Below are 26,268 nucleotides of genomic sequence, written 5' to 3'. Positions count from 1 at the left end.
CTTTAGTGCCTCGACGTGGTTGGGACGGCGTCGCCGCCCATGCGCGCCAGCAGCATATTCGCCTGTTCGATCAGCGTGGCGCGGTATTCGCCGGGCAGCAGCACGTCGTCGGCCACGGCCATCGCTTCGCCGAGCTGCGCGCGAAACGCGAGCATCGTGCGCTCGACCTGCGCAGTCGACAGTTGCGGCAACACCGCCTCCACGAACTTCGTCATCACCACCACGCTCGCGCCGAAGCGCGAGATGGCCTTGCCATGCGCGCTCACTAGCGCGGTCATCGATTTCAACAACATCTCGTCACTGGTGCTCACTGAATTCTCCAGATACAACGGCCAAAGGGGGAATAGAAACGGCAGCCTTCAACCGGCCACGCACATTTCGAGCGCGCGCGGCATCAATTCGGCGGGCGCGGGACGCGCAAGCAGAAAACCCTGCGCGCGGTCGCAGCCGATCTCGCGCAGGAACTCGAGTTGCCGCGGCGTCTCGACGCCCTCGGCCACCACCGTGACACCGAGCGAGCGCGCCATCGCGACGATCGCGCGCACGATCGAGCGGTCGCGCGCGGCGCTTTTCTTCACACGCGGCGACATGTCCGGCTCCGGCTCGGCCAGGTCCGCGAGGAACGAACGGTCCACCTTGAGCGTGTCGACCGGTAAGGACTGCAGATACTTGAAAGACGAATAGCCCGTGCCGAAGTCGTCGATCGCGAGGCTGATGCCACGCGCAGCGAGCTCCTGCAGCAACGCCTCGATACCGCCCCGCCCCGACGTCATCGCCATGCTCTCCACGAGTTCGAGCTGCAGGCGTGTGGCCGGCAAGCCTGTCTCGCTGAGTATCGTCGTGAGCTGATGCAGGAAACCATCGTGCAGACATTGCCGGGCCGAAAGATTCACGCTGATGCGGCCGAAGTCGAAGCCTTGATCGAGCCACTCGCGCGCCTGGCTGCAGGCCTCGCGCAACACCCATGCGCCGAGCGGAACGATCAATGAGGATTCCTCGGCAATCGGAATGAACTGATCGGGCGGCACGAGGCCGCGCCGCGGGTGCTGCCAGCGCACGAGCGCCTCGATATTGACGAGCGCCCCGCTCGCCACATCGAATTCGGGCTGATAGTGGAGCACGAGTTCGCCGGCTTCCAGCGCATGGTGAAGCTCGCTTTCGAGCACAATGCGCTCCATGGCCGAAGACGTCATCGGGGCGGCGAAGAAGCGGAAGTTGTTCTTGCCCGCGTCCTTGGCCTCGTACATCGCGCGGTCGGCCTGCATGAGCAGTTGGCGCGGATCGCGCGCGTCGTCGGGATACATGCTGATGCCGATGCTCGGCGTGACGAACAGCAGGTGCTCGCCAATGTGCATCGCCGCGCCTACGCGCGCGAGCAACCCCTGAGCGATCTGCCCCACGTGGCGAATGTCTTCGATATCCTCGATCAGCAGCGTGAACTCATCGCCGCCCAGGCGCGCCACCGTGTCGGTCTCGCGCACCGCTTCGCGCAGACGCGTGGCGATCACAGTGAGCGCCTCGTCGCCCACACTGTGGCCCATCGTGTCGTTAATGAGCTTGAAGCGGTCGAGGTCGAGGAACATCACCGCGACGCGCTTGCCCGAACGGCGTGCGCGCGCGAGCGAAAGCGTGAGACGCTCGGTGAACAGCGTGCGATTGGGCAAGCCCGTCAAGGCGTCGTGCGTCGCGAGGTAGCTCAGCCGCTCCTCGGTCTCGCGGCGCTGCGTGATGTCCGCGAAGATCGCGGCGTAATGCGTGCAGCGCCCGCCGGGGTCGCAGATGCTGGAAATCGTCAGGTATTCCAGGTAAAGCGCGCCGTCCTTGCGACGGTTCCAGATTTCGCCTTTCCAGTGGCCGTTTTGCTGAAGGCTGCGCCACAGCGCGCTATAGAACGCCGGACCCTGGCGCCCCGAGTTGAGCAGGCTCGCATTGCGCCCTAGCGCCTCGTGCTCCGTATAGCCCGTGAGCCGCGTAAAAGCCGGATTCACGCGTTCGATCGTGCCGTCGAGGTCGGTGATCATCACGCCGTCCAGCGTCGACTCCACCACCTGGTCAGCCAGTCGCAAGTTCGCGCGCGAAGCGAGCAGCGCGTCGTCGCGCTCGCGCAGCGCCATCTGCAGTTCGCGCACGAAACCGTCTTCGATATCGTGCAGGATATGCGAGAGGTCGAGCAGGCCCGCGAGACTCCCGTCTTCGCCGATCACCCCCACGTGGCGCATGCGGTGCGCGACGAGATACTGGCGCGCAGCGTAGAGGCTTTGCGAATGCGCGAGCGAGCGCAGCGGCCGGCTTGCGCGCGCGCCGACCATGCCGTCGAGCGCGCCGGCCCCCGCGCAGCGCACCACGTCGCGCTCGGTCACGATGCCGTAGTCGCCTTCGGGATAGCTCACGACCAGTGCGCTCAAGCGCCGCGCACGCATACGCTGCATGGCCTCGTGCATGGACATGCGTGCGTCGACCACGAGCGGCATCGCGGCGTTGACCGAGCCAACGGTCTTCAGCCGCAGAAAGCATTCGAGCCCCTGGTTCATGACCAGGTCGGTTTGCGTGACGATGCCGAGCGAGCGCCCTGCCTGATCCACCACCAGACAATGGCGGATGCCGTCGCGCTTGAAGCGCAGCGCGGCGTCGCGCAGGCGCGTGTTCGCAGGCAGCGCGCGCACCGGATGGCTCATCGCATGACGAATGGGCAGCGCCAGCGCGGCGGCGTCTTCGCCCAGCGCAAGCGCGTCGTGCTCGGTCCAGATGCCGACGGGCCGCCCCATTTCGGTGATCACGATGGCGCTATAGCGCCGCTCGCTCATCATGCGCGCCGCTTCGCGAATCGGCACGTCGGGCCCGCAGGCAAGCGGCGGCCCCGAAAGAAGCTGCCCGATTTCCAGGTCCAGCGTGTGGTGATGCATGTTGCGCCCCGAACCGCACTGCGATTGTCTTTGTGAGATAGCGGCAAGCTAACAGTGGGCGGGTGGCCTTCAATTGACGGAAATCAAGGTTTTGATCACCCGAGGTGGCGCAAACGTTTGCGCATCCGCTGACACGAATATCAGGGCTGCATCACGTGTCGCGCGGCTGCGACAAACTTGATGCGCATAAACTTTTATATGTGGAATCACACAATCTAGTTTACTGGACAATTAAATCCATTAAACTGGATGTCATGGATATCCACGCAAACATCGCTCGCCGCCTGCGCGAACTGCGCGACACCAAAGGCTGGTCGCTCGAAGCGCTGGCCGAGCGCAGTTCGGTCAGCCGTTCGAACATCTCGCTCATCGAACGCGGCGAAAGCAGCCCCACCGCCATCGTGCTCGACAAGCTCGCCACCGCACTCGGCGTATCGCTTGCCTCGCTCTTCGAGGCGCCGGGCAACGAAGCGCAGCAGGCCCCATCCCCACACGCCGCAGCAGGCGACCAGGCGGTGTGGACCGATCCCGAATCGGGCTACGTACGGCGCAATCTATCGCCGCCCGCATGGTCGCCCATCCAGCTCGTGGAAGTGCACTTCCCGCCCGCCCAGCGCGTGGCCTATGACACAAGCTTGCGCGACGCGGAAATTCATCAGCAGGTTTGGGTGATGGAAGGCGTGATGGAGATGACCGTTGGCGAGCGCGTGTGGCGGCTCGAAACCGGCGACTGCCTCGCGATGCGCCTCGACGGCCCTATTGTCTATCGCAATCCCATGTGTGAACCGGCGCGCTACGTCGTCGCGCTATGCAGGACCACTAACTGACCGGGTTCGAATACCTATGAGCGAAACCATCAAGATACGTTGCCTCACCGCCGAACAAGCGCGCGCCAGTGCGCCCGCGCTCGCGCAAGTGCTTATCGATTGCGTGGAAGGAGGCGCCTCGGTGAGCTTCATGCTGCCCATTTCACACGATACGGCGCTCGCGTTCTGGCACGAGGTCGCGCAAGGCGTGGCGCGCGGCGAACGCATTCTGCTCGCCGCCGAGGACGCACGGCAGCGCATTGTGGGCACAGCTCAACTCGTGACCGCACAACCGGAGAACCAGCCGCATCGCGCCGATGTCGCCAAGGTGCTGGTGCATCGCGACGCCCGCAGGCACGGCGTCGGGCTGCGCCTCATGGCGGCGATCGATGCGGCGGCACGGGACGCCGGCAAATCGGTGCTGGTGCTCGACACCGTGACGGGAGGCGCGGCCGAAGGGCTCTATGCGCGCGCAGGATGGGAGCGTGTGGGCGCCGTGCCGAATTACGCGCTCATGCCGGACGGCACCTATTGCGGCACCACGTTCTATCACAAGCAACTGGCGAGCCAATAATCCGCCAGGGCGTGGAGACGCCGGTTCGTCAGGCACCCCGTTTAAGGATATTGCCGATGGCGAGCGCCAAACCATCCGGATTGTCGTACGCCATCATATGTTCGGTGTTGCCAACGAGTTCAACGATGCAGCCCGCTTGCTCGTATTTCGCAATTTCGCTTGCAGCCGTATCTGAAAGGATCACCCCTTTTTTCGAATTCAGCCTGGCGAGATCTTCAAGCCAGTTTTGCGCGTTATCGTCCAGCGCGGAGCTTGCCCACTGGTAAATGGCGCGAGGTGATGCGACGGAAAACGGACCCAACCAGGCGTCGTTGCCGCCCGCCGCTTTCAACTGCGCCAGCAGCTGTGAAAAACCAACGTCGATGAACTGTGCTTCGGTCATCGATATGATTTCCGACAGCATCGCCTTGCCGTAATCGTTCAGACCGGGCGCACACAAGATCAGGGTGCTCACCGGGATCGGCAGGCATTTCGCCAGCTTCAGGGCGATGAACGCTCCCGCGCTATGACCGAACAGATTCACCTGCGACAAGTGCTCGCCAGCAATGAAGCTGGACAGCGTAGTCGCCTGATATTCCGAGGCAAATTTTCCGTGTTCGGGTTTGTCGCTGAACCCCGCTCCGATGAGATCGATGAGGATCGATCTGCTTTTTGAGTATGAATTCGAGGCGGCCACCGGCGGATAGTCGCTGCTGGAAGCACATCCCAAACCATGGATAAACAGAAGCGGAGCGAAGGGGCTTGTGGCGGAATATAAATCGAAGTAGCGAAGGACGTTCCCGCTATCGTCGATAGTGAATGAATTCATATTCCCTTCTGGAAGTCGATACTGGCGTATGCGGATAACGACGGCATTGCATGCATGCCGAACATCCGAATATTCAACCCGAAATTTACCGATGTCGAATTCAGATGACATCGCGGCTTGACCAGTATCAGCAACCGCAGGACTTCAAAACGGCTCGCACATTCAAGGCGTTGCCACCGCGCGCAATGCCTCCGAAGGCCGCATGCCGAACATGCGCCGGTAGTCGGTGGCGAACTGACTCAGATGCCAGAAGCCCCAGGCGGCTGCGACGTCCTGCACCGAGCCAGCTGCGCGCCCGCACAGATCGCGCCGGGCGCCGTTCAGGCGCAGCGCGCGCAGGTAGGTGGCAGGCGCCATGCCGAGCACGTCCTGAAAACAGTACTGAAGCGTACGGCGGCTCACATGCAACTGCTCGCAAAGCTCCGGCACGCCAACTGGCCGAGTGCGATGCGCGAGCACATAGTCGCGCGCCTGTGAGACGATCCAGCGGCGCCGCGAGGCGGGCTCGACGAACGGCTCGCGGCCGGTCGAGCAGGCGTCGAACAGCGCGGCTAACACTTCGGCCTGGATTTCGTTGCGTTCGAACTCCGCGAGCGGTCCGTTCGGCGCGTGCGCATGCGGATTTACGTGCGGGTGTCCGCCGTCGTCAAGACGCCTTGCGAGCAGCGAGCAAAGGCGATCGATACGTGCGGCGTCAGCATGCACGATGGGCGTTCCCGGCAGACGCTCGTCAAGCGAGATGTGTTCGACCGAAGCCGCATAGCGGCGCAGCACGTCGCCGCGCACGACTACGCCGTAAATCGAGAATTGCGCCGGCGTGAGCAGTTCGAACTCGACGTTGCCTGGACGCAGCGCGAGTGCGTTCGCGCCGATAGGCTGCGCGTCGATGCGCGCCTGGCCTTCGCGCGCGACGGGAATGCCAAACCACCAGGCATCGCCGCGCACTTCGCACGCTTGCCGCAGCGTGTGGCTCGTGGTCTCGCGGAACACCTTCATGGTGTCGAGCGGCAACTCGGTGAGGGTGCCGACAAAACGGCCCGCAGCGAGCTGGTCGTAGGTCTGACGCCAGCCCACGAGATTGCGCGCCTGCTCGTCGGCGTCGTGCGCGACGCTGACCACCGCCCGGCCTGCGGGCGCCACTGCACCCAGCGCGTTGCGCTGCGTTTCCTCGGCCGTGGCTTCGGTCCGCTCAGCCAATTCGTTCATGGTTGCCTCCCAGCACGCACTTGCATCAATCGATAGACGAATGATGCAAGAGTCGCGCCAGCCCGAACACTATGCCAAAAGGCCAAGCCATACGGCGAGCTGCTCCACAGCGGCGCAATGGGCTGTCACCGGAGTGCTCAATCACGGCACAGGCGGCAATGCGCACCGGCGCGGTGCGTCCGTGCTCACGCAACACTGCGGCGAGCCGGATGGCAGGACTCACGTGAGCTCACGCCGAACCAAGCTGACTTGCCCCCGCACTGCCGGGCAACGTAGCGTCGCTATCGTCCTTGAGTCCGACGCCGGTCAGCCCGAGCCGCCGCGCGTGCGTGAGGAGGTAATGCAGCTTGTGAGCGGCCGCCTCGTAGGGCAGGCCTTCGGGCCGCACGTTCGAAATGCAGTTGCGCTGTGCATCATGGCAACCCACTTTCGGCGCGTAGGTCAGATAAACGCCGAGGCTGTCGGGCGAGCTGAGTCCGGGCCGCTCGCCTATGAGCATCGCAACGAGCTTCGCGCCCAGAAGTTCGCCAATCTCGTCGCCGAGCGCAACGCGCGCCTGACGTGCAACGACCACGGGACCGATGCGCCAGTCCGTGAGACGCGCACGCACGGCGAGCAGCAGCGGAACGGCCTGCTTCGCCGCAGCGAATGCCGAAAGGCCGTCGCCGATCACGAACACGACTTCGGGCGGTTCGCCGTTCGAGGCGGCCGCGGCCGCCCCCCCACTACCGGCAGAACCGGCCAACGCGGCCCGGCTCGCCTCCGACAAGCGCCGCCCCAGGTCTGGCCTGCGCAAATAATGCTCCCTGTCCGGCGCCGCACTTTCCACACCGAGCGTTGCGAACCCTTGCGCTTCGAGCGTGCGCCGCAGGGCTTCGGCGTCGAGCGGCTGATGCACGGCGTCGCGCGCCTGCGCGTGCGAGAGATTGAACGCGAGCAGCGGCGCGGTGGGCAGGCCGTTGCCCGCGCGCCCGAGCGCAATGCGCGCGTTCGTGAATGCCTTCAGTCCGCCCCAGGGGTTCTTTTCGACGGCGTCGCTCATGCGTCGATCCCCATCCATTCGTGCGCGCCCGCAAGCAACGGCACGCGCGCCGAGCCGGGCAGGAGCGCGCCTTTCGAGTCGACGATCTCCATCGTCTCCAGCCACTCCTCGAACTCCGGCGCGCGGCGCAGGCCGAGCAGGTCGCGCACGTAGAGCGCGTCGTGAAACGAAGTGCTCTGGTAGTTGAGCATGACGTCGTCAGCGCCTGGAATGCCCATGATGAAATTGATGCCCGCCGCGCCCAGCAGCGTGAGCAGCGCGTCCATGTCGTCCTGGTCGGCTTCGGCGTGATTCGTGTAGCAAATGTCGCAGCCCATTGGCACGCCCAGCAGCTTGCCGCAGAAGTGATCTTCCAGGCCCGCACGGATGATCTGCTTTCCGTCGTACAAATACTCGGGGCCGATGAAGCCCACCACCGTATTCACCAGAAACGGCTCGAACTTGCGCGCAACCGCATAGGCGCGCACCTCGCACGTTTGCTGGTCCACGCCGTAATGCGCGTTCGCCGAGAGTGCGCTGCCCTGGCCTGTCTCGAAGTACATGAGGTTGTTGCCGACCGTGCCGCGCTTGAGCGACAGCGCGGCCTCGCGCGCCTCTTTCAGGAGCGCGAGCGAAATACCGAAGCTCGCATTCGCTTTTTCGGTACCCGCGATCGATTGAAACACGAGGTCGACGGGCGCGCCCTTTTCGATCGCCGCAATCGTGTTCGTCACGTGCGTGAGCACACAGGACTGCGTAGGCACGCGGTAACGCTCGCGAAAACCGTCGATCATCGCCAGCAGCTTCACGATGGCCGCCAGGCTGTCCGTTGCCGGGTTGATGCCGATCATCGCGTCGCCGCAGCCGTACATCAGACCGTCGAGCATCGAGGCGGCGATGCCCTTCACGTCGTCGGTGGGATGGTTCGGCTGCAGGCGCACCGACATGCGGCCCGGCAACCCTACCGTGTTGCGAAAGCGCGTGATCACGGGGCGCTTTTTGGCCACCGCGATCAGGTCCTGATTGCGCATGAGCTTCGACACGGCTGCGACCATCTCGGGCGTGAGGCCTGGCGCCAGGCGCTCGAGCGCTTCGGTATTCGCAGCGCCGGAAAGCAGCCAGTCGCGAAAGTCGCCCACGGTGAGGTGCGCAACAGTCGCAAACGCAGCCGCGTCGTGATCGTCGACGATGAGGCGTGTGACCTCATCGTCCTCGTAGGGGACCAGCGCCTCCGAGAGAAACGCCTTCAGCGGCACCGCCGCCAGCGCCATTTTCGCGGCCACGCGCTCCTCTTCGCTCGCCGCCGCCACGCCGGCGAGCTGGTCGCCGGAGCGCAGCGGGCTTGCCTTCGCGAGCAGCGTCTTGAGGTCCGCGAAGCGGTAGGTGCGCGCGCCGATCGTCTCCGTATAGTTCATGTGATGGACTCCTGCAAATCTCGCGGCTCACTCCTCGAGCAGCGCTTCACCTGGCATGGCGTCGCGCTGGCTGCGCGTGGCGAGGAAATAGCCATAGCCGAGCGCGAGAAACACGACGAACACTCCCGCGACCAGCGCATTGAAATACACCATCGTGCCAAGGCAAACGACCGCGGCCACGAGCGCAAACGCCGGGAAGTACGGGTACAGCGGCGCGCGGAACGGCCGGTCCATGGCCGGCTGCATGCGGCGCAGCTTGAAGAGCGCCGCCATGCTGACAATGTACATCACGATCGCGCCGAACACCGACATCGTGACGATGTTGGCCGTGAGCGTCTGGCCGCCGAACTGGATCAGCTCGTCGCTGTAGATCGCGGCGATGCCCACCACGCCGCCTGCGAGAATCGCGCGATACGGCGTCTTGAAGCGCGGGTGGATCTTCGCGAGCCACGCGGGCAGATAGCCTTCGCGGGCGAGCGCGAAGATCTGCCGCGAATAGCCGAGAATGATGCCGTGAAACGAGGCAACGAGCCCGAAGAGGCCAAGCCAGACGAGCATGTGCATCCAGCCGCTGTGCTCGCCTACGATGAACTTCATGGCCTGCGGCAGCGGATCGTTGATGTTGGCGAGCTTGGTCCAGTCACCCGCGCCGCCCGCGAACACCATCACGCCCACGGCCAGCGCGACGAGCGTGAGGATGCCCGCCACATAGGCGATGGGAATCGAGCGGCGCGGGTTCTTCGCTTCTTCTGCGGCCATGGCGACGCCTTCGATCGCAAGGAAAAACCAGATGGCGAACGGAATCGCGGCGAACATGCCGTTGAACGACCCGAGCGAGAAGTGGTCGTTACCGGACCAGCCGCCCTTCATGAAGTTGGACCAGGCAAACCCCGGCGACACCACGCCCATGAACACGAGCAATTCGAAAATGGCGAGCAGTGTGACGATCAATTCGAACGTCGCGGCGATCTGCACGCCCACGATATTGAGCGCCATGAACACGAGATACGCGCCCATGGCCGCGTGCTTCGGCTCGAGCCCGGGGAACTGCACATGCAGGTACGCGCCGATCGCGAGCGCGATGGCGGGCGGCGCGAACACGAATTCGACGAGCGTGGCCGCGCCCGCCAGATACCCGCCTGTCGGACCGAACGCGCGCCGGGCATAGGCGAATGGCCCGCCCGCATGCGGAATGGAGGTGGTGAGTTCAGTGAAGCTGAAGATGAACGTGGTGTACATCGCCGCGACGAACAAGGCCGTGACGACGAAGCCGAGCGTGCCGGCGCTGGCCCAGCCGTAGCTCCAGCCAAAGTACTCGCCCGAGATCACGAGGCCGACTGCGATGCCCCACAACTGCCACGTGCCGAGCGTTTGATTCAGCGCGGGCGCGCCGGCCTTGCCGCCCGCTGCGGGGCGTGCGTTCGACTCGCGTTGCATGGTTCTCTCCCTGTGGATGGCCCGGGCGGCCAGCCCAGGCCGCCACGGATGCGTGGAACCATGCTATTGGGTCATTAATCGACGTGTTATCGAAAATCGGCAAATCGTGGCTGCGCGCTTCCTTGCGGCAACCTTTCGCGCGTCACGCCTAAAGCAACGGGTCCATCAGCGCGACCTGCTGCGCGAAGCGCTGCTTGTCCTCGCCCTGCAAGGGGTCGCGATGCGGCAGGTCGACGGTGAGCGGATCCTGCGCGACCTGATCCACGTGCACCTCGTAGTGCAGATGCGGACCGGTCGCCCAGCCCGTCGCGCCCACATAGCCGATTACCTGCCCTTTGGTCACCGTCTGCCCGACCTTCAAGTGATTCGCAAAGCGCGAGAGATGCGCGAAGGTCGTGGAGTAAGGGCCGAAGTTGTCGAGCTTCACGACCTTGCCATAGCCCGTTTGCCAGCCCGCGAACATCACCGTACCGCGCGCGGTCGCGTGAACCGGCGTGCCCACCGGCGCCGCGAGATCGACGCCTTCGTGCGGCTGAATGCGGTGCGTGACGGGATCGAGCCTTCGCAGCGAAAAATGCGAAGACACGCGCGTGAACGTCACGGGGTAGCGCAGGAACGACGGCATGGCCGCGTGACCATCGGCGGAATAATAGAACGCCTTGCCCGCGAGGTTCCGATAGAGAAAGAGATCGTGCGAGACGTTGCCGTTCGAAATGCGGATCGCAACGGGGGTGTCGGGGGAAGATTGTGCGTCTTGCGTCGCGCCGGCGTTCGAGGCGCTCGCATCGTTTGAATCTTTTGCCGCGTTCACGACGTTCGCACCGTTCGCACTATCCGCATCGTTGCGGAACACGAAGCGGATTTCGCTGCCGCGCTGCAGATCGCGCCGGAAATCGAGCCGGCCAGAGAATGCGCGCGTCAGACGGGCCGTCGTCGCCGCGTCCAGGCCGAGACGCTGGGCGGCCTCCGAGAAGCTGTGCTCGACCACCGCGGTCTCCACGCGAAACGCCGGTGCGCTTTCGCTCGCGGGCGCTGCATTGGCCACCGCCTCAGACGCCGCACCCTGCGCCGAGGCCGCGGGCGTCACTGTCGTCGCGCCGGATAGCGGATCGTCGGTCGCGACGTCTGCGTGTTGATGCGCGAGCCACGCGGCGCTCGTCAAACCGATTGCGGACACAACGATGAGTTTCCCCGCGAAGCCCGGGGAGGCCGCTATTGCACGAAAAGCCATGAATCGAATGACGGATTTCAGAGCGGAGAAACACGAGCGAGCGCCGCGCTTCTCGAAGTGAATTCGGAAGTGAGGTCGATGGCCGCTTCGTTGAATCGGCGAGCATCGATGATGCGAAGCGATTCAAAATAAAGGGCCTTTCTTAAACGAAACTTAAGACAGATCAAAGAGCGGAACATTCTTCCGCTTCGCCATGCGACGACTGCCGGGAACGCCACTTGCTTAACGTCAGCGTGCAGAAAATGCGTACCTGTACGCGAGTTTCTGACACTTTTATAAAACGGGAAATGCTACCTAAACATTTTCATCCGGATACCTGATTAATTTCCCGAAATGACATACCGAATCCAATCACGCCTGTTTTGTGTCAAGCCGCGATCGCTCCCCAAGGTAGACGCACCTAATCGAATGCTCTATACTGATCTTGTTTCGATCACAACGAAGTCGTTCTCGTGTGCGTTGAGGCACAAGGTCCATGCTAAAGGACCGCTGTGTCGCAAGCGCCATTCAAACGGGCCTCCGGCCCTCGCGTAGCGCCTCCAGGCCTTCGCATCCATGCCGCCTTCAGGCGGTTTCCTGCTCCAGCGCGCATCGATCTGCTCGGCGCCGTTGAGCTGAACATGACAACCAGAAGAACGCGAAGCGCGCGTTCATGCGACTGCCGCCACGTGGGCATCGTGCGCGGGCGGACTCGTTTTCGTCCGCATTTTGTCGGTAGTTTTTCGTCGGTTCCAATCGCGGCCATGCCGGGATCACGAACTTCCTTCGCGGCGCCTTGAGCCATCCTCATGGGCGTCCCCGCTGCGCAGCGTTGCGCCGCGCGGCACAAGAACAAGGAGGCGTACCTTCATGACTCGACGCTCTGCCCTGCTCGCGGGCAGCCTGATCGCCCTTGCCGTCATTGCGTGGGCGCTCTCGCGCGCCATCGGCGCCGATACGTGGCACAGCCACGCCGGCGACCTTGCCTACTACACCGGGCGGCATCTGTTGCTCGTCGGCTATTCGATGGCGCTCGCCATCGTGGTCGGCGTGCCCGCCGGCGTGCTGCTGAGCCGGCCGCGCTTCGCGCGCCAGGCCGAACGCTTCATGCAGATCTTCAACGTGGGCAACACGATTCCCTCACTCGCGGTACTGGCCATTGCGCTCGGCGTGTTTGGCATCGGCGACATTCCCGCGATCGTCGCGCTCTTTCTCGCATCGCTGCTGCCCATCACGCGCAATACCTACGAAGGCGTGAAAAACGTACCCGGCGCGCTGCGCGAAGCGGCGCGCGGCATCGGCATGACGGGCTGGCAGTCGCTCACGCGCGTGGAATTGCCCAATGCGCTGCCCATTATTGTGGGCGGCGTGCGCACTGCGCTCGCCATCAACGTGGGCACGGCGCCGCTGGCTTATCTGATCGGCGCGGACAGTCTCGGCTCGCTCATTTTCCCCGGCATCTATCTGAACGACCAGCCCTTGCTGCTGCTCGGCGCCGCGTTCACCGCCGCGCTTGCGCTCGTGCTCGACGGCGTGGTGGCCGCCGGCAGCCATCAGTGGCTCTCGCGTCATGGAGGGCTCGCATGATGCTCACGTCACCCTTCAAACGCCTGCGCCGCTTCGTTCAGGCCTGCCTGATCGGCACCGCGCTCGTTGCCACCAGCACGCCCGTTTTCGCGCAGCCGAAGCTCGTATTGGGCGCGAAGAACTTCACCGAGCAATATGTGCTCGCCGAAGTCACGGCGCAATACCTGCGTTCGCGCGGCTATAGCGTGGAGGTGCGCTCGGGCCTCGGCAGCACGCTCATGCGCAGCGCGCTGGAGAACGGGCAGTTCGATCTCGTGTGGGACTACACCGGCACGGCGGCACTCGTCTACGACAAGCTGACCGAAAAGCTCTCGCCCGAAGCGATGTACGAACGCGTGAAGGCGCTCGATGCGCCGCGCGGCCTCGTCTGGCTCAACGCCTCGCCGCTCAACGACACCTATGCATTAGGTCTGCCAAGCAAATTCGCCGAGGAAACGGGCATCACCACGGTCTCGCAGCTTTCGCAACGGTTGAAGACCGACCCCGACGCCAGACGCTACGTGTTCGGCATGGACGCCGAGTTTGCGAATCGCCCGGACGGCCTCAAGCCCCTGCTCGCCACCTATGACATGAGCTTCCGCCGCTCGCAGATGAAGCAGATGGACCCCGGCCTCGTCTACACGGCGCTGCACAACAACCAGTTGAAGATCGGCCTCGTCTACACCACGGATGGCCGCGTGAAAGGCTTCGGCATCGTCCCGCTCGAAGACGACAAGCATTTCTTCCCGCCGTACAACGCCACGCCCGTGGTACGCAAGGAAGTGCTGGAGCGCAATCCCAAGCTGGCCGCGCAGCTCAACGCGCTTTCCGCCGCCCTCAACAACGACGTGATGCAGGACATGAACAAATCCGTGGACCTCGACGGCAAATCCGCTCAGGCAGTGGCGGCGGATTTCCTGCGCACGCATTCGCTCCCTTGAAGGAGGCCGCATGAACGTATTCGACTATCTCGCTTCGAGCTGGCCCGAACTGCTGCAACTCACGCTGCAGCATCTCTATCTCGTGGGCATTGCCGTGGGTTGCGCGATTGTTGCGGGCGTGCCGCTCGGCGTACTCATCAGCCGCCACGACTGGCTCGCCGCGCCGCTGCTGGGCCTTGCGACCATCATCCTCACGCTGCCTTCCATCGCGCTCTTCGGCCTCATGATTCCCGTGTTCTCGCGCTTCGGGCAGGGCATCGGCGCGGTGCCGGCCATCACGGCGGTGTTCCTCTATTCGCTGCTGCCCATCATGCGCAACACCTACCTCGCGCTGCGCAACGTGGACGCGGGCATCAAGGAAGCGGGCACCGGCATTGGCATGACGTCGTGGCAGCGTCTGCGTCTCGTCGATTTGCCGCTGGCCGTGCCCGTGATTCTCGCGGGCGTGCGCACGGCGGTCGTGATGAACATTGGCGTGATGACCATTGCCGCCGTGATCGGCGCGGGCGGACTCGGCACGCTGATCATTCGCGCCATTGGCCAGAGCAGCATGATGAAGCTGCTCGTGGGCGCGGTGCTCGTGAGCGTGCTCGCGATCGTCGCCGACTTGCTGTTGCAGATGCTGCAGCGCGCCTTGACACCGAAAGGAGTACAGAAGACATGATCGAACTCGACCAACTCACGAAGACTTTCACGCAGAAAGACGGCCAGGCCGTGCGCGCCGTCGATTCGGTGAGCCTTTCGGTGGCCGAAGGCGAGATCTGCGTGTTCCTCGGCCCCTCGGGCTGCGGCAAGACCACCACGCTCAAGATGATCAACCGGCTGATCGAGCCGACCTCGGGCCGCGTGCTGATCAACGGCGAGGACACCACCGGCTTGAACGAAGTGGATCTGCGCCGCCGCATTGGCTACGTGATCCAGCAGATCGGACTCTTTCCGAACATGACGATCGAAGAGAACATCACGGTCGTGCCGCGCCTGCTCGGCTGGGACAAGAAACGCTGCGCCGGGCGCGCGGCGGAGCTGATGTCGATGGTCGCGCTCGACCCGAAGCTGTATTTGAAGCGCTATCCGCGCGAGCTGTCGGGCGGGCAGCAGCAGCGCATCGGCGTGATTCGCGCGCTGGCCGCCGACCCGCCCGTGCTGCTCATGGACGAACCATTTGGCGCTGTCGATCCGATCAATCGCGAAGCCATCCAGAACGAGTTCTTCCAGATGCAACGGCAACTGAAGAAGACCGTCATCATGGTGAGTCACGATATCGACGAGGCAATCAAGCTAGGCGACCGCATCGCCGTGTTCCGGCGCGGCAAGCTCGTGCAATACGACCATCCCGATACCTTGCTCGCGCGCCCGCACGACGACTTCGTCGCGCAGTTCGTGGGCCAGGACAGCACGCTCAAGCGTCTGTTGCTCGTGAAGGCCGGTGACGCGGCGACGCAGCCGGAAACCGCACGCATGAACACGCCGCTCGCGCACGCGTTCGCCGTGATGGACGAAGCCGATTGCCGCTACCTCACCGTGCTCGACGAAGCCCAGCATGCGCTCGGCTTCGTGGCGCGGCGTGCCGCGCGCGGCGCCGAAGGCGTGTGCGGCGAGCGCGTCACGCCCTTCCCGGCCACGGTTTCCTTCGACGACAACCTGCGCATCGTGCTCTCGAAGATGTACCAGTTCCGCGCCTCGTGGATGCCGGTGCTCGACGCCGAAGGCGCCTATGTGGGCGAGATCACGCAGGATTCGATCGCCGACTATCTGAGCTCGGGCCGCTCGCGGCAGCAAACCGGTCAGCCGCCGGGCGCGGCGGTGCGGCCGGTGGCTGCCGCCGTGTGAGCGGCGGGTCATGCGAAAACGCGCGCTAGAACGTGGTGCGCAATCCGACCATGACGCTGCGCCCACCTTCGGGCGCGATGTCTCGCACCACGGAACTCGCATAACGCACGTCCTGATTCGTGAGATTGTCGCCGCGCACGTATGCGAGCCAGTTCGTTGCGCCCACATGGAATTTGTAGGTGAGCGCCAGCGCTAACGTGGTGTAGCCTGCGGTCGGCAAATCGTCTTCTGGCACGCGATGCTGCGCCCACGCGTGCACGAGTTCGGCGTGCGCGCCGAACGGGCCGTAGCCGTAATCGGCGTTTAGCGTCGCGCGCAGCGGCGCAATGCGCGGCAGCGGCGCGCCCGTGTCCGCGTTGCGCGCGTGCGTGTAGTCGGCGGTCAAGCCCACGTCGAGGCGATGCGCGCCGCGCTCGAGCACCCGCCAGCGGCCTTCCAGTTCCACGCCATAGAACTCCGCGGGCACACCGCGATACACGGCCTCGTTGAGCGCATCCGCGGTGCCGGCGGGCACGGGCGTGTCGTCGTCGTTCACGAGGCGGCCCGTGTTGTACTCCGTGAGGTAATTGCGAAAGCGGCTGTAGAACACGCCCGCGCTCGCCTTGTTCGGGCCGCTCGCGTAGCGCAGCGAAAGATCCGTGGAAATGGCCTTTTCCTTCTGCGCGTCGGGATTGCCGATCAGATATTGGCCGGTCGCGTCGTGCGGACCATTCGCGTATAGCTCATAGAAGGTCGGTGCGCGCTCGGTGTATGCCACGTTGCCCACCACCGACCATACCGGCGTGAGCTTGTAGAGCGCGCCCGCCGAGAGGCTGCCCGCGTTGAAGTCGCGCGATTGGGCGCCTGCGAACTTCGTGCCGTCTTCGCCCGCCACCGGATCGAGCTTCACATGTTCGATGCGCCCGCCCAGACTCAGCTTGAGCGCCGGCGTCACATTCCACTCTTCCAGACCGAACAGCGCGACATTGGTGGTTTGCGTCGTCGGCACGAGCGCCTCATCGCCCAATGCCGAGAACGTGTTCTGGCTCACTTGCACGCCAAACGCGCCCTCCAGCGGCCCGAGCTTCGCGTGGCGCGCCTCGAGCCGCGCTTCGTAACCGTGATTGCGGAACGTCGTGCTCGTTTCGCCGTTGTCGATCTCGCGATGTTCGTAGTCCGTATAACCGAAGTCGAACTTGAGCTGGCTGATCGGCCCTTGCAGGTTGCGCACTTCGGAGGCGAGTGCCACGTGGTCCTGATGCATGCGCAGGCGCACGTCGTCTTCGGCCACGGAACCGTAGTTCGCGTCGAAGCCGTTGTACGAGATGCCCGCGTAACCGTCGGCCCAGGTGTACGAGGAGCCGACCGCGCCGCCGTGCCAGCGGCCGTCGCTATTCGGGATGCTGCCGTAGGGCTCGGCGGCGTCGGGGCCATCGAGCGCGCGCTGCTGCGCCGAGTGCGCGTAGCCGGGAATGCGCTGGTTACTCGTGTCGCGATCGAACGCGTCCACGTGGAAGGCGAAGCCGCCGTTGCCGCCCTCGACCTGGGCTGCACCGGCACGGGCGTCGTTCGCGCCGCCGTAGCTGGCATCCACGACGCCTGTCACGCCCTCGACCGGCTCGCGCGGAATGCGGTTGTCGATCGTATTCACCACGCCGCCAATCGCGTTGCCGCCGTACAGCAGCGCGGCCGGCCCGCGCACGATCTCGACGCGCTCGATCGAAAGCGGGTCTTGCGGCACGGCGTGATCGTACGAGAGCGACGAGGCGTCGAACGCAGCCACGCCGTTTTGCAGCAGGCGGATGCGGTCGCCGTCCATGCCCCGAATGATCGGCCGCCCGACGAGCGGCCCGTAGGTCGTCGTGGAAACGCCCGGCAGGCCGTTGAGCGTTTCGCCGAGCGAGTTGGCGCGGCGCAGGACGAGCGCGTCGCCGTAGAGCGCGGTGGAAGGCGTCGTGAGGTCGGTGTTGCCGAGCGGATTCGCGGTGATGAACACGGGCGCAAGCGTCGCTAGATCTGACGCAGCGACGCCCGACGTAGCGACGCCCGACGTAGCGACGCCCGACGTAGCGACGCGCGGCTGTGTGTCGCCAGCCGCTGCGTCGGCAGCGTTCGTACCCGGCGATTGGGCATGCGCGAGCGCACCGCAAAGCGCGAGCGGCAAGGGAGCCAGCGGCAGCACGCGCGCGAAGCGCAGCCCCGCCAGCAGCGCGGACAAGGAAGTAAAAGGGATGTTCGCCACGATGTTTTCTTGTTTGTGTCGTTGGAGTGGTGGGCGGCGAACGTCCGGGGCCCAAGGTGGACGTTCGCCGCGCAGGTTGTGGCTGCAGCTCGACGCGAATGTTACGTTATAACATTACTCAGTGTGAAGGAAATTTTGACGAGTGGCTTTCAGGGCTCTTCCATACCGCACGCGCGAATCTATGGCAAACATCACTCAACACGCCGGCAAGTCGCGCGAACTGTCGCGTTCATTGCAAGGGACTTGCACGAGACAACGCGTGCGCGCATATTCCCCATACTGTCAGACGGACACAACGGGGGTGCGCCATGGACGACTCGACCCGGCTCAAAAGCCTCTCCATCGCCCTCTACGCGGTCGGCGCGATTGCCACCTTCGCCCTCTATCCGCTGATGGTGCTTTGGCCGTCCGGCTGGGCCTGGCACTCGGGCCACTCGGACTACCCGCTGATGATCGTCGGCATCTACGCCACGCTGGGCGTGTTTCTCATGCGCGCGGCGCGCCGTCCGCTCGAGCATTTGAGCCTGATCTGGTTCACGGTGTGGTCGAGCGTCGTGCACGGCGCGATCATGACGGTCCAGTCGCTGATGTCGCCCGGCCATCTCGGCCATCTGATCGGCGACGTGCCCGCTCTCTTCATCGTCGCCGCCGTGCTGGCCGCGCTTACGCCGCGCCGCGCGCAAGCAGGCGCAGGCGTGCCGCCCCAGCCGAGCTTGCGGACGAATTAACGTAGCGCTTGACCTGGTGTGCTCCGCGCGTGCACCTAGCCCCGAAAAAATGCCATCCAGACGCTCATTCGGTAACAATTACAATCCACGCGAATTCTGTAGTAACTTAAAAATGTTCGGGTTCACCCTAAATCCAGGCCTCTAGCTGTCGATATGTAAGGTGACGCCCGTTGGCGGCAGCCTGCACGGATGGGCCGCCCCGCTTGCGTTGCCCTTGGTCAAAACGGTACAGACGCATGACACTCACCATTCGAGCGCGCATCGCCCTTACGTTCGCGCTTCTCGCCCTTCTGCTCACGGTTTCCGGCGTTCTAGGCTTCATCAGCACGGAAAAGGCCAATAGCGCCAACCGCGACACCTATCGCAACAAGCTCGCCGAATCCACGGCCATCGATAACGCGGAAATCTACATCGCGCGCACGCGCCTCGTGCTCGACCGCGTGGCGCTGCACCCCGACGCGCCCTCGGTGCCCGACCAGTTGCAGCGCGCCGCCGGCTTCTTCAAGAACTCCGACGAGTGGTGGACGAAGTTCACGCAAATGCCGCACGAGAGCGACGAACTGCCGCTAATCGCGGCGACCACCGAGCGGCGCACGGCCATGCGCAACGCCGTGACGGACTTCACGAAAGCGCTCGAATCGGGCGACAAGGCCAGTGCCGACAACATCGCGATGACGCAGCTCTCCGACCTCTACAGTGCCATGAGCACAGCGAACAACGAGGTCAAGCAACACCTCTACAACAACGCGAAATTGCGTTATGAGGAGGCCGAAGCAAATTTCCATCTGTTCTCGGGCGTGAGCGCCGCGATGGTCGCGCTCGGCCTGCTCGGCGCGGGCCTTGGCTGGGTGATGCTGCGCCGCGCGATCATGGAGCCGCTCAATTACGCGCTCACGAGCCTCAATGAAATCTCCTCGGGCAATCTGAGCCAGACCGTGCGCGCGCAGCGGCGCGACGAAATGGGCCTGCTGCTCGAAAGCATCGAAAAGACCCGCAAGGAACTGGGTTCGGTGACGGGCTCGGTGCGCTCGGGCAGCGAGTCGGTTTCGGTGGCCACGCGCCAGATCGCGGCGGGCATGATCGATCTCTCGGCGCGCACCGAGGAGCAGGCCGCGTCGCTCCAGGAAACGGCCGCGAGCATGAACGAACTGACCTCGGCGGTGAAACAGAACACCGACAATGCGCGCCAGGGCAGCACGCTCGCGCAAACGGCGGCGAACGTCGCGTCGCGCGGCAGCGACGTCGTGCAGGACGTGGTGAGCACGATGAGCGAGATCGAAGGCAGCTCGCACAAGATCTCCGAGATCACGGCCATCATCGAAGGCATTGCGTTTCAGACCAATATCCTCGCGCTCAATGCGGCGGTCGAAGCGGCGCGCGCGGGCGAACAAGGGCGCGGCTTCGCGGTGGTCGCAAGCGAGGTGCGTTCGCTCGCGCAACGCTCGGCCGCGGCGGCCAAGGAGATCAAGGACCTCATTGCGAATTCGGTGGCAACCGTGTCGCACGGCACGGAACTCGTGTCCACCGCGGGCGCGACGATGGCCGAGTTGCATACGTCCGTGCAACGCGTGACCGCGATCATGAACGAGATCGCCTCGGCCTCGGAGCAGCAGCAAAGCGGCATCGAGCAGGTCGATACCGCCGTCACGCAGATGGACGAAGTCACGCAGCAGAACGCGGCGCTCGTCGAGCAGGTGACGGCTGCGGCGCAGGCGCTCGACACGCAGTCCACGAAGCTTGCCGGTACCGTGCAGGTGTTTCGCGTCGCGTGAGGGACGTACGCCGCGCGAGCACGTTCACGGCCTCTTATAATCGGAAATCGAAGCGGCGGCGGGGAGGATCGCACGCGCTGTCCCACCGCCGCGCTTGATCGAATTTCCGTACGCGAAGAGGAACGCCGCATGTATATCGCCATGAACCGCTTCAAGGTCGCACCGGGCTCCGAGGCCGCATTCGAGGAAGTCTGGGCCACGCGCGACACGCACTTGAAGCAAGTGCCCGGCTTCATCGAATTTCATCTGCTCAAAGGCCCGCAGCGCGAAGACCACGTGCTCTACGCGAGCCACACGATCTGGGCGAGCCACGCGCACTTCGAAGACTGGACGCGCTCCGAAGCCTTTCGCGCGGCCCACAGAAACGCGGGCAACGCGGGCGGCGCAAACCGTCCGGTCTACCTGAGCCATCCCGAGTTCGAAGGCTTCGAAGTGGTGCAGACCGTGAAGTAAGCGGCGCAAACGAAGCCGCGCAACCGTATCGGTAAATCTGTGCACGCGCTGCGCCAAAGCTACACGCTCGCAGCGCGCGCCGCCGCTCGAAGCATCATCACGCCCCACGATTCAAGCGGCGATCAACGGCTGTAAAAAATGCCGCTGAACCCCGCGCTTCCCGCCCGCCCCTCCTCGCCTTCCGCTGCAGTGCGCTGCGTACCGCGCGCTTAGGCCCAAACCTTGCTTGATAGAAGCCCCGCCCTTGCGCGCACCGGCGTTGGAAGCGCGCGCCATCGCGTCCCCAACCGACGAGCCCATGAAGAAAAAAACCGCTACCCGCATCGTAGAAGGCCAGCCTTTTCCGCTCGGCGCCACCTGGAACGGGCGCGGCGTGAACTTCGCGCTCTTCTCCGCGAACGCCACGAAGATCGAGCTTTGTCTCTTCGACAAGAACGGCCTGCGCGAGCTCGAACGTATCGCGTTGCCCGAATACACCGACGAGGTGTGGCACGTGTACCTGCCCGACCTCGAACCGGGCGCCATCTACGGGTATCGCGTGCATGGGCCGTACGAGCCGCAAGCGGGCCATCGCTTCAATCCGAACAAACTGCTGCTCGATCCCTATGCGAAGGCGCACGTGGGTGCGCTGCGCTGGCATCCCGCCGTGTTCGGCTACACCCTCGGCAGTCCCGACGGCGATCTCTCGTTCGACACGCAGGACAGCGCGCGCTATGTGCCGCGCTGCCGTGTGGTCGATCAGGGCTTCACGTGGCACCACCCGATGCGCGAGCGCGTGCCGCGCGAGCGGACGATCATCTACGAGACGCACGTACGCGGCTACACGATCCGCCATCCCGATGTGCCGCCTGAAGAGCGCGGCACCTTCGCGGGCCTCGCGCAAACGCCGGTGCTCGAATACATTCGCGGGCTCGGTGTGACGTCCGTGGAGCTGCTGCCCATCCATACTTTCGTGAACGATTCGCACCTGCTCGAACGCGGCCTCACGAACTACTGGGGCTACAACACGATCGGCTTCTTCGCGCCGGACCCGCGCTACTCGGTGGGCGCGCATGGCTCGATCGACGAGTTCAAGAACATGGTGGACCGCCTGCACCAGGCGGGTCTCGAAGTGATACTCGACGTGGTCTACAACCACACGGCCGAAGGCAGCGAACTCGGACCCACGCTCTCGTTTCGAGGCATCGACAATGCTTCGTACTACCGGCTACCTGAAGACAGGCGCTACTACATCAACGACACCGGCACGGGCAATACACTCAACCTCTCGCACCCGCGCGTGCTGCAGATGGTCACGGACAGCCTGCGCTACTGGGTGCTCGAAATGGGCGTGGACGGCTTCCGCTTCGACCTCGCGACGATCCTCGGGCGCGAGCCCTATGGCTTCGACGAAGGCGGCGGCTTTCTCGACAGCTGCCGCCAGGACCCGATCCTCTCGAGCGTGAAGCTGATTGCCGAGCCCTGGGACTGCGGGCCGGGCGGCTACCAGGTGGGCGGCTTCCCGCCGGGCTGGATGGAATGGAACGACCGCTTTCGCGACACCGCGCGCGCCTGGTGGAAAGGCGACGAAGGCAAGGCACCCGAGCTTGCCACGCGCCTGTGCGCCTCCGGCGACAGCTTCAACCGGCGCGGCCGGCGGCCATGGTCGAGCGTGAACTTCGTCACGGCGCACGACGGCTTTACGCTGAACGATCTGGTGTCGTACAACGAGCGCCACAACGAGGCCAATGGCGAAGAGAACCGCGACGGCCACGGCGACAATCTCTCGTGGAACTGCGGTGCCGAAGGCCCGACCGACGACCCCGAGATCCGCGCGTTGCGCGAGCGCCAGAAACGCAATTTTCTCGCCACACTGCTGCTCTCGCAGGGCACGCCCATGCTGTTGGCGGGCGACGAATTCGGCCGCACGCAGCGCGGCAACAACAACGCGTACTGCCAGGACAACGAGGTGAGCTGGGTGGACTGGGAAGGCATTGACGACACCGGCCGCGCGCTCGCCGACTTCGTGCGCAAGCTCACTGCCCTGCGCCACGCACTGCCGGTGCTGCGTCGCAACCGCTTTCTGATCGGCGAGCACAATGCCACGCTCGACGTCACCGACGTCGAATGGCTCTCGCCCGCGGGCGTGCCGCTCGCCCAGGAGCAGTGGGACGATGTAGCCATGCGTTGCTTCGGCATGCTGATCGACGGGCGCTCGCAAACAAGCGGCATCATGCGCCTCGCTTCGGATGCGACCATGCTCATCGTGTTCAACGCCTATCACGACGTGGTGGAATTCACGCTACCGTCCGTGCCGGGCAACGATCAGTGGAACTGCCTCATCGACACGAACATGCCAGTGCGCGACGAACTGCCCGAATTCGAAGCCGGCGATACCTACCAGGTCACGGGTCGCTCGCTGCTGCTATTCGCGCTGCATGCACGGGGCGCGACGCGACGCGTGTTCGACCGGCTGGAGGAAAATCTCACGGGGTGAAAGGCAAGCTTTTTTCGCGGACTGGCGGCGCAGCCACCAGTCCGTTGTGCGACTCGTGGCGGGCCTGACAGTTAGTTGCACAATACGAGGAACAACGGCCGCTTATCGCAAGGCCGCCGACATCGTCGACAAGCTATTGAGCGTGCGCACGAGGTACTCGGCAGTCGGCGCCACAAACCGGATCACGTTGCCTGCCGCGCGCTCGACACTCGGCCACTGCGAAAAGAGATCAGCGAGCGCGGCGGTCTGTGTATGCAGTTCGCACGTGCGCACACGCGGCGCCGCGCACGCGCGGTCCCACCATGCGCCGTCGCTCGCGACCTGCCCCACCGCTTCGCGTGCGGCGTCGCGAATCCGTTCGCGGCTTGCGGCGGGCGTCAGCAGGTCGCCGCTTGCGTGGCCGCTTGCGTGCTTCACCACCACGAACTTCGCCTCGGGGAAAGCGGGCCGCGTTTCGCGTTCGAACACATCGTCGCCGCTCAGTAGCGCCACCCTTGCGCCGTACTCCTGCGCAAGCGCGCCATACAGCCCTGCCTCGCCCGTTGCGATGCCATCCACGAGCACGCGTGCGAACGCGAAGCTGTTGATGGTGTGCGCAAGCATGCCGCGGCTTTGGGCCATGGCGTGATAGCCGATCATGAAAACGAGCGCGGGCCGGTGCTCGAGTCCCGCCATCATGCCGAGCGTGCGCGGTTTGCCGAGTATGACGCGTGCGCGCGCATCGATCTCGTCGAGCAGCAGGTTGTTGAAGCCGCCATGCGAGTCGTTGACCCACACTTCACTTGCGCCGCCCGAAAACGCGCCCTCCACGGCCGCGTTCGCTTCGAGCGTCATCCAGCGGCGCGCGAGTACGTACTCGGGATTGCCGGCGCGCGTTTGCTGAACGTTGAACACACCGCCTATGCCTTCGATATCGACGGAAGTCAGTACCTTCACGCTTGCGCCCCGCCTGCAAGCAGATCGGCGAGATCGGGTACCGCTTCGCGCAGCGCGAGACGTATGTGGCCATCGCGGCCCTGTACGGTGCTTGCGCTCCACAATGCGTCGAGAATCGCTTGCTCGACGCAATCGGCGCTGGCCTGAAACAGCGGGTCGAGTTGCGAGTCCGCGAGCAAGGGTGGCAACGCATGTGTCGGCGCGTCGTGCGCCAGCGTGTAGGCGGTGCTGAACGCCAGGGCGATATCGCCGCTGCCGTGTCCATACACGGAGCCCGTGCGCGCAAGACCCGCTGCCGCGCGCATCGACACGCGCCGAAGCTGCCGTGAATCGAGCGGCGCGTCCGTGGCGATCAGCATGATGATCGACCCCTTCTCGGGCTCCTGCGTCGCGCGACTCGACGCCGCGCGCGCGGCCAGTTCGCGTCCCACGGCCACACCGTCGATCGTCAGCATGGGCAAGCGGCCAAAGTTCGCCAGCACGAGCGCGCCCGCCGTGAACTGTGCGCCCGCCGTCTGCACCACGCGCGACGCCGTGCCAATGCCGCCTTTGAGATCGAAGCTCGACATGCCGCGGCCCGCGCCGACGCTGCCGCGAGCAAAGTCAGCGCTCGCCGCAGAGCAGGCAGCGAGATAGTGTTCCTCCGTCACCGCCAGCGCCTGAATATCGTTCAGATAGCCGTCGTTGCACTCGAACACGAGTGGATTGACGGTCGGCAGGCCGCGCCCAATCTGCGGATTCGCCGCGACCGCCGCGCGAATCTGCGCTTGTGCAACTGCGCCCACGTCGAACGTGTTGGTCAGCGCAATCGGCGTTTCGAGCGCGCCCAGTTCTTCGATCTGCATGAGCCCGATGCTCTTGCCGAATCCGTTGATCACGCAAGCACCCGCCGGTACCTTCTCGCGAAAGAGGTCGCGTGCATGCGGCATCACTACGGTCACGCCCGTTTGCACAGCGCCCGCGTCGAGCGTGCAATGACCCACGCGCACGCCGCTCACGTCGGCTATTGTTCCCGTCGCGCCGCTCGCGAGTGTGCCGATATGCGGCGCGGCATCTCCGCGATGTTGGCTCATGCGCGGTCCAGTTTCGGGTCGAGCGCGTCGCGCAGGCCGTCGCCCAGCAGATTGAAGGCGAGCACGGTGAGGAAGATGGCGAGGCTCGGGAACAGCGCGATATGCGGCGCCGTGACCATGTCCGCGCGCGCTTCGTTGAGCATGGCGCCCCACTCCGGCGTGGGCGGCTGCGCGCCGAGACCAATGAACGAGAGGCTCGCCGCCGTGATGATCGAGGTGCCGATGCGCATGGTCAGATACACGATCACGGACGACACCGTGCCCGGCAGAATGTGCCGCATGATGATCGTCCAGTCCGACGCGCCAATGCTGCGCGCGGCCTCGACATACGTGAGTTGCTTGAGCATGAGCGTGTTGCCGCGCACGAGACGCGCGAACGCCGGAATGCTGAACACGGCCACCGCGCAAACCACGTTGATCATGCCGTTGCCGAGAATCGCCACCACGCCGATGGCGAGCAGAATGCCTGGGAATGCGAACAGCACGTCGGCCACACGCATGGTGATGCGATCCCACCAGCCTTCGTAATAGCCCGCCAGCAAGCCGAAGAACGTGCCGATCACGGCGCCCAGCGCCACTGAAAGAAAGCCAGCCGCCAGCGAAATGCGCGTGCCCGCGAGAATACGGCTAAAAATATCGCGGCCGAGCGCATCCACGCCGAACCAGTGCGCCGCAGAAGGACCGGCATTGAGCGAGTCGTAGTCGAAGTAATTTTCCGGGTCGTACGGCACGAGATGCGGCGCGAACACCGCGATCACCGCCAGCAGCAGCACGAAGGCGCCCGCGCCGAGCGCGACATGCTGCTTGCGAAACTTGCGCCAGAATTCGCGCCACGGCGTGCGAATCACTTCGTCCTGGGCGCGTACGGCTTCGTTGAGAGTCGTGCTCATAG

General features: G+C 64.5%; 22 protein-coding genes. 10 read left to right on the top strand and 12 right to left on the bottom strand.

The window, feature by feature from the left end; translation table 11 throughout:
* Positions 1 to 2 precede the first annotated feature (2 nt).
* Together FAZ97_RS34930 and FAZ97_RS34925 are read right to left on the bottom strand one after the other, a co-directional pair.
* A complete protein-coding gene (locus tag FAZ97_RS34930) occupies positions 3 to 311 on the bottom strand; it encodes a hypothetical protein (RefSeq protein ID WP_158763282.1) in 309 nt (102 codons plus the stop codon).
* Positions 312 to 359: 48 nt separating this feature from the next.
* Positions 360 to 2,903 carry an EAL domain-containing protein gene (locus tag FAZ97_RS34925; protein WP_158763281.1) on the bottom strand — a complete coding sequence of 848 codons (2,544 nt, stop codon included), beginning with the start codon at positions 2,901 to 2,903 and terminating at the stop codon, positions 360 to 362.
* 254 nt (positions 2,904 to 3,157) lie between these two features.
* Between FAZ97_RS34925 and FAZ97_RS34920 the strand changes: the two genes are divergently transcribed.
* Positions 3,158 to 3,730: a helix-turn-helix domain-containing protein gene (locus FAZ97_RS34920; RefSeq protein ID WP_158763280.1), complete on the top strand. Its 573-nt coding sequence runs from the start codon at positions 3,158 to 3,160 to the stop codon at positions 3,728 to 3,730.
* 16 nt (positions 3,731 to 3,746) lie between these two features.
* The gene (locus FAZ97_RS34915; protein WP_158763279.1) at positions 3,747 to 4,283 is read left to right on the top strand and encodes a GNAT family N-acetyltransferase; all 537 of its coding nucleotides are present in this window, start codon (positions 3,747 to 3,749) and stop codon (positions 4,281 to 4,283) included.
* Between the two features lie 28 nt (positions 4,284 to 4,311).
* Here FAZ97_RS34915 and FAZ97_RS34910 read toward each other — a convergent pair whose 3' ends face one another.
* The 6 genes from FAZ97_RS34910 to FAZ97_RS34885 all read right to left on the bottom strand — a co-directional run bounded on the left by FAZ97_RS34910 (position 4,312) and on the right by FAZ97_RS34885 (position 11,347).
* Entirely contained in the window at positions 4,312 to 5,091 is a 780-nt protein-coding gene (locus tag FAZ97_RS34910) for an alpha/beta fold hydrolase (protein WP_233271973.1), read from the bottom strand.
* A gap of 162 nt (positions 5,092 to 5,253) precedes the next feature.
* On the bottom strand, positions 5,254 to 6,297 hold the full coding sequence (locus FAZ97_RS34905) for a helix-turn-helix domain-containing protein (RefSeq protein ID WP_158763277.1): 1,044 nt from the start codon (positions 6,295 to 6,297) through the stop codon (positions 5,254 to 5,256).
* 229 nt (positions 6,298 to 6,526) lie between these two features.
* A complete protein-coding gene (gene eutC / locus FAZ97_RS34900) occupies positions 6,527 to 7,339 on the bottom strand; it encodes an ethanolamine ammonia-lyase subunit EutC (protein ID WP_158763276.1) in 813 nt (270 codons plus the stop codon).
* Positions 7,336 to 8,733 carry an ethanolamine ammonia-lyase subunit EutB gene (locus FAZ97_RS34895; RefSeq protein ID WP_158763275.1) on the bottom strand — a complete coding sequence of 466 codons (1,398 nt, stop codon included), beginning with the start codon at positions 8,731 to 8,733 and terminating at the stop codon, positions 7,336 to 7,338. The genes eutC and FAZ97_RS34895 overlap by 4 nt, the downstream gene beginning before the upstream one ends.
* Before the next feature lie 27 nt (positions 8,734 to 8,760).
* Complete coding sequence (eat, locus tag FAZ97_RS34890) at positions 8,761 to 10,170, bottom strand: ethanolamine permease (RefSeq protein WP_158763274.1); 1,410 nt, start codon at positions 10,168 to 10,170, stop codon at positions 8,761 to 8,763.
* 148 nt (positions 10,171 to 10,318) lie between these two features.
* Positions 10,319 to 11,347, bottom strand: a complete 1,029-nt coding sequence (locus tag FAZ97_RS34885) for a M23 family metallopeptidase (RefSeq protein WP_233271972.1) — start codon at positions 11,345 to 11,347, stop codon at positions 10,319 to 10,321.
* Positions 11,348 to 12,250: 903 nt separating this feature from the next.
* On the opposite strand from FAZ97_RS34885, the gene FAZ97_RS34880 reads away from it, so the two are divergent.
* The 4 genes from FAZ97_RS34880 to FAZ97_RS34865 are packed head-to-tail and all read left to right on the top strand — an operon-like array spanning position 12,251 to position 15,717.
* Positions 12,251 to 12,967 carry an ABC transporter permease gene (locus FAZ97_RS34880; protein ID WP_158763272.1) on the top strand — a complete coding sequence of 239 codons (717 nt, stop codon included), beginning with the start codon at positions 12,251 to 12,253 and terminating at the stop codon, positions 12,965 to 12,967.
* Positions 12,967 to 13,887, top strand: a complete 921-nt coding sequence (locus FAZ97_RS34875; RefSeq protein WP_158763417.1) for a glycine betaine ABC transporter substrate-binding protein — start codon at positions 12,967 to 12,969, stop codon at positions 13,885 to 13,887. Before FAZ97_RS34880 ends, FAZ97_RS34875 begins: the two co-directional genes overlap by 1 nt.
* 10 nt (positions 13,888 to 13,897) lie before the next feature.
* Positions 13,898 to 14,551 (top strand): ABC transporter permease, encoded by a 654-nt coding sequence (locus tag FAZ97_RS34870; protein WP_158763271.1) that lies wholly within the window; start codon positions 13,898 to 13,900, stop codon positions 14,549 to 14,551.
* Entirely contained in the window at positions 14,548 to 15,717 is a 1,170-nt protein-coding gene (locus FAZ97_RS34865) for an osmoprotectant ABC transporter ATP-binding protein OsmV (RefSeq protein ID WP_158763270.1), read from the top strand. Before FAZ97_RS34870 ends, FAZ97_RS34865 begins: the two co-directional genes overlap by 4 nt.
* A gap of 25 nt (positions 15,718 to 15,742) precedes the next feature.
* Here FAZ97_RS34865 and FAZ97_RS34860 read toward each other — a convergent pair whose 3' ends face one another.
* Positions 15,743 to 17,929 (bottom strand): TonB-dependent receptor, encoded by a 2,187-nt coding sequence (locus FAZ97_RS34860; RefSeq protein ID WP_407671969.1) that lies wholly within the window; start codon positions 17,927 to 17,929, stop codon positions 15,743 to 15,745.
* 317 nt (positions 17,930 to 18,246) lie between these two features.
* Between FAZ97_RS34860 and FAZ97_RS34855 the strand changes: the two genes are divergently transcribed.
* The 4 genes from FAZ97_RS34855 to glgX all read left to right on the top strand — a co-directional run bounded on the left by FAZ97_RS34855 (position 18,247) and on the right by glgX (position 23,367).
* The gene (locus FAZ97_RS34855; protein ID WP_158763269.1) at positions 18,247 to 18,666 is read left to right on the top strand and encodes a DUF6632 domain-containing protein; all 420 of its coding nucleotides are present in this window, start codon (positions 18,247 to 18,249) and stop codon (positions 18,664 to 18,666) included.
* 236 nt (positions 18,667 to 18,902) lie between these two features.
* Complete coding sequence (locus FAZ97_RS34850; protein WP_158763268.1) at positions 18,903 to 20,438, top strand: methyl-accepting chemotaxis protein; 1,536 nt, start codon at positions 18,903 to 18,905, stop codon at positions 20,436 to 20,438.
* A gap of 129 nt (positions 20,439 to 20,567) precedes the next feature.
* Entirely contained in the window at positions 20,568 to 20,891 is a 324-nt protein-coding gene (locus tag FAZ97_RS34845) for an antibiotic biosynthesis monooxygenase family protein (RefSeq protein ID WP_158763267.1), read from the top strand.
* A gap of 298 nt (positions 20,892 to 21,189) precedes the next feature.
* Positions 21,190 to 23,367, top strand: a complete 2,178-nt coding sequence (gene glgX, locus FAZ97_RS34840) for a glycogen debranching protein GlgX (protein ID WP_158763266.1) — start codon at positions 21,190 to 21,192, stop codon at positions 23,365 to 23,367.
* A gap of 102 nt (positions 23,368 to 23,469) precedes the next feature.
* Here the strand turns inward: glgX and FAZ97_RS34835 are convergent, their stop codons facing one another.
* From FAZ97_RS34835 to gsiD, 3 genes are read right to left on the bottom strand one after another with little or no spacing between them, the layout of a single operon-like run.
* The gene (locus tag FAZ97_RS34835; RefSeq protein WP_158763265.1) at positions 23,470 to 24,303 is read right to left on the bottom strand and encodes a M55 family metallopeptidase; all 834 of its coding nucleotides are present in this window, start codon (positions 24,301 to 24,303) and stop codon (positions 23,470 to 23,472) included.
* A complete protein-coding gene (locus FAZ97_RS34830; RefSeq protein ID WP_158763264.1) occupies positions 24,300 to 25,376 on the bottom strand; it encodes a DmpA family aminopeptidase in 1,077 nt (358 codons plus the stop codon). Before FAZ97_RS34830 ends, FAZ97_RS34835 begins: the two co-directional genes overlap by 4 nt.
* On the bottom strand, positions 25,373 to 26,266 hold the full coding sequence (gsiD, locus tag FAZ97_RS34825) for a glutathione ABC transporter permease GsiD (RefSeq protein ID WP_158763263.1): 894 nt from the start codon (positions 26,264 to 26,266) through the stop codon (positions 25,373 to 25,375). The genes FAZ97_RS34830 and gsiD overlap by 4 nt, the downstream gene beginning before the upstream one ends.
* Positions 26,267 to 26,268: the final 2 nt, after the last annotated feature.

The organism is Paraburkholderia acidiphila (assembly GCF_009789655.1).
GTDB classification, from domain to species: domain Bacteria; phylum Pseudomonadota; class Gammaproteobacteria; order Burkholderiales; family Burkholderiaceae; genus Paraburkholderia; species Paraburkholderia acidiphila.
Note: the sequence above shows the minus strand (reverse complement) of the source record. Positions and strands in the feature narration are given on the sequence as shown.

What these genes read in the sequence shown, in the direction of transcription:
- FAZ97_RS34925 (WP_158763281.1), bottom strand. Translation starts at nt 2,903, where the DNA reads ATGCATCACCACACGCTGGACCTGGAAATCGGGCAGCTTCTTTCGGGG.
- FAZ97_RS34920 (WP_158763280.1), top strand. Translation starts at nt 3,158, where the DNA reads ATGGATATCCACGCAAACATCGCTCGCCGCCTGCGCGAACTGCGCGAC.
- FAZ97_RS34915 (WP_158763279.1), top strand. Translation starts at nt 3,747, where the DNA reads ATGAGCGAAACCATCAAGATACGTTGCCTCACCGCCGAACAAGCGCGC.
- FAZ97_RS34910 (WP_233271973.1), bottom strand. Translation starts at nt 5,091, where the DNA reads ATGAATTCATTCACTATCGACGATAGCGGGAACGTCCTTCGCTACTTC.
- FAZ97_RS34905 (WP_158763277.1), bottom strand. Translation starts at nt 6,297, where the DNA reads ATGAACGAATTGGCTGAGCGGACCGAAGCCACGGCCGAGGAAACGCAG.
- eutC (WP_158763276.1), bottom strand. Translation starts at nt 7,339, where the DNA reads ATGAGCGACGCCGTCGAAAAGAACCCCTGGGGCGGACTGAAGGCATTC.
- FAZ97_RS34895 (WP_158763275.1), bottom strand. Translation starts at nt 8,733, where the DNA reads ATGAACTATACGGAGACGATCGGCGCGCGCACCTACCGCTTCGCGGAC.
- eat (WP_158763274.1), bottom strand. Translation starts at nt 10,170, where the DNA reads ATGCAACGCGAGTCGAACGCACGCCCCGCAGCGGGCGGCAAGGCCGGC.
- FAZ97_RS34880 (WP_158763272.1), top strand. Translation starts at nt 12,251, where the DNA reads ATGACTCGACGCTCTGCCCTGCTCGCGGGCAGCCTGATCGCCCTTGCC.
- FAZ97_RS34875 (WP_158763417.1), top strand. Translation starts at nt 12,967, where the DNA reads ATGCTCACGTCACCCTTCAAACGCCTGCGCCGCTTCGTTCAGGCCTGC.
- FAZ97_RS34870 (WP_158763271.1), top strand. Translation starts at nt 13,898, where the DNA reads ATGAACGTATTCGACTATCTCGCTTCGAGCTGGCCCGAACTGCTGCAA.
- FAZ97_RS34865 (WP_158763270.1), top strand. Translation starts at nt 14,548, where the DNA reads ATGATCGAACTCGACCAACTCACGAAGACTTTCACGCAGAAAGACGGC.
- FAZ97_RS34855 (WP_158763269.1), top strand. Translation starts at nt 18,247, where the DNA reads ATGGACGACTCGACCCGGCTCAAAAGCCTCTCCATCGCCCTCTACGCG.
- FAZ97_RS34850 (WP_158763268.1), top strand. Translation starts at nt 18,903, where the DNA reads ATGACACTCACCATTCGAGCGCGCATCGCCCTTACGTTCGCGCTTCTC.
- FAZ97_RS34845 (WP_158763267.1), top strand. Translation starts at nt 20,568, where the DNA reads ATGTATATCGCCATGAACCGCTTCAAGGTCGCACCGGGCTCCGAGGCC.
- glgX (WP_158763266.1), top strand. Translation starts at nt 21,190, where the DNA reads ATGAAGAAAAAAACCGCTACCCGCATCGTAGAAGGCCAGCCTTTTCCG.
- FAZ97_RS34830 (WP_158763264.1), bottom strand. Translation starts at nt 25,376, where the DNA reads ATGAGCCAACATCGCGGAGATGCCGCGCCGCATATCGGCACACTCGCG.
- gsiD (WP_158763263.1), bottom strand. Translation starts at nt 26,266, where the DNA reads ATGAGCACGACTCTCAACGAAGCCGTACGCGCCCAGGACGAAGTGATT.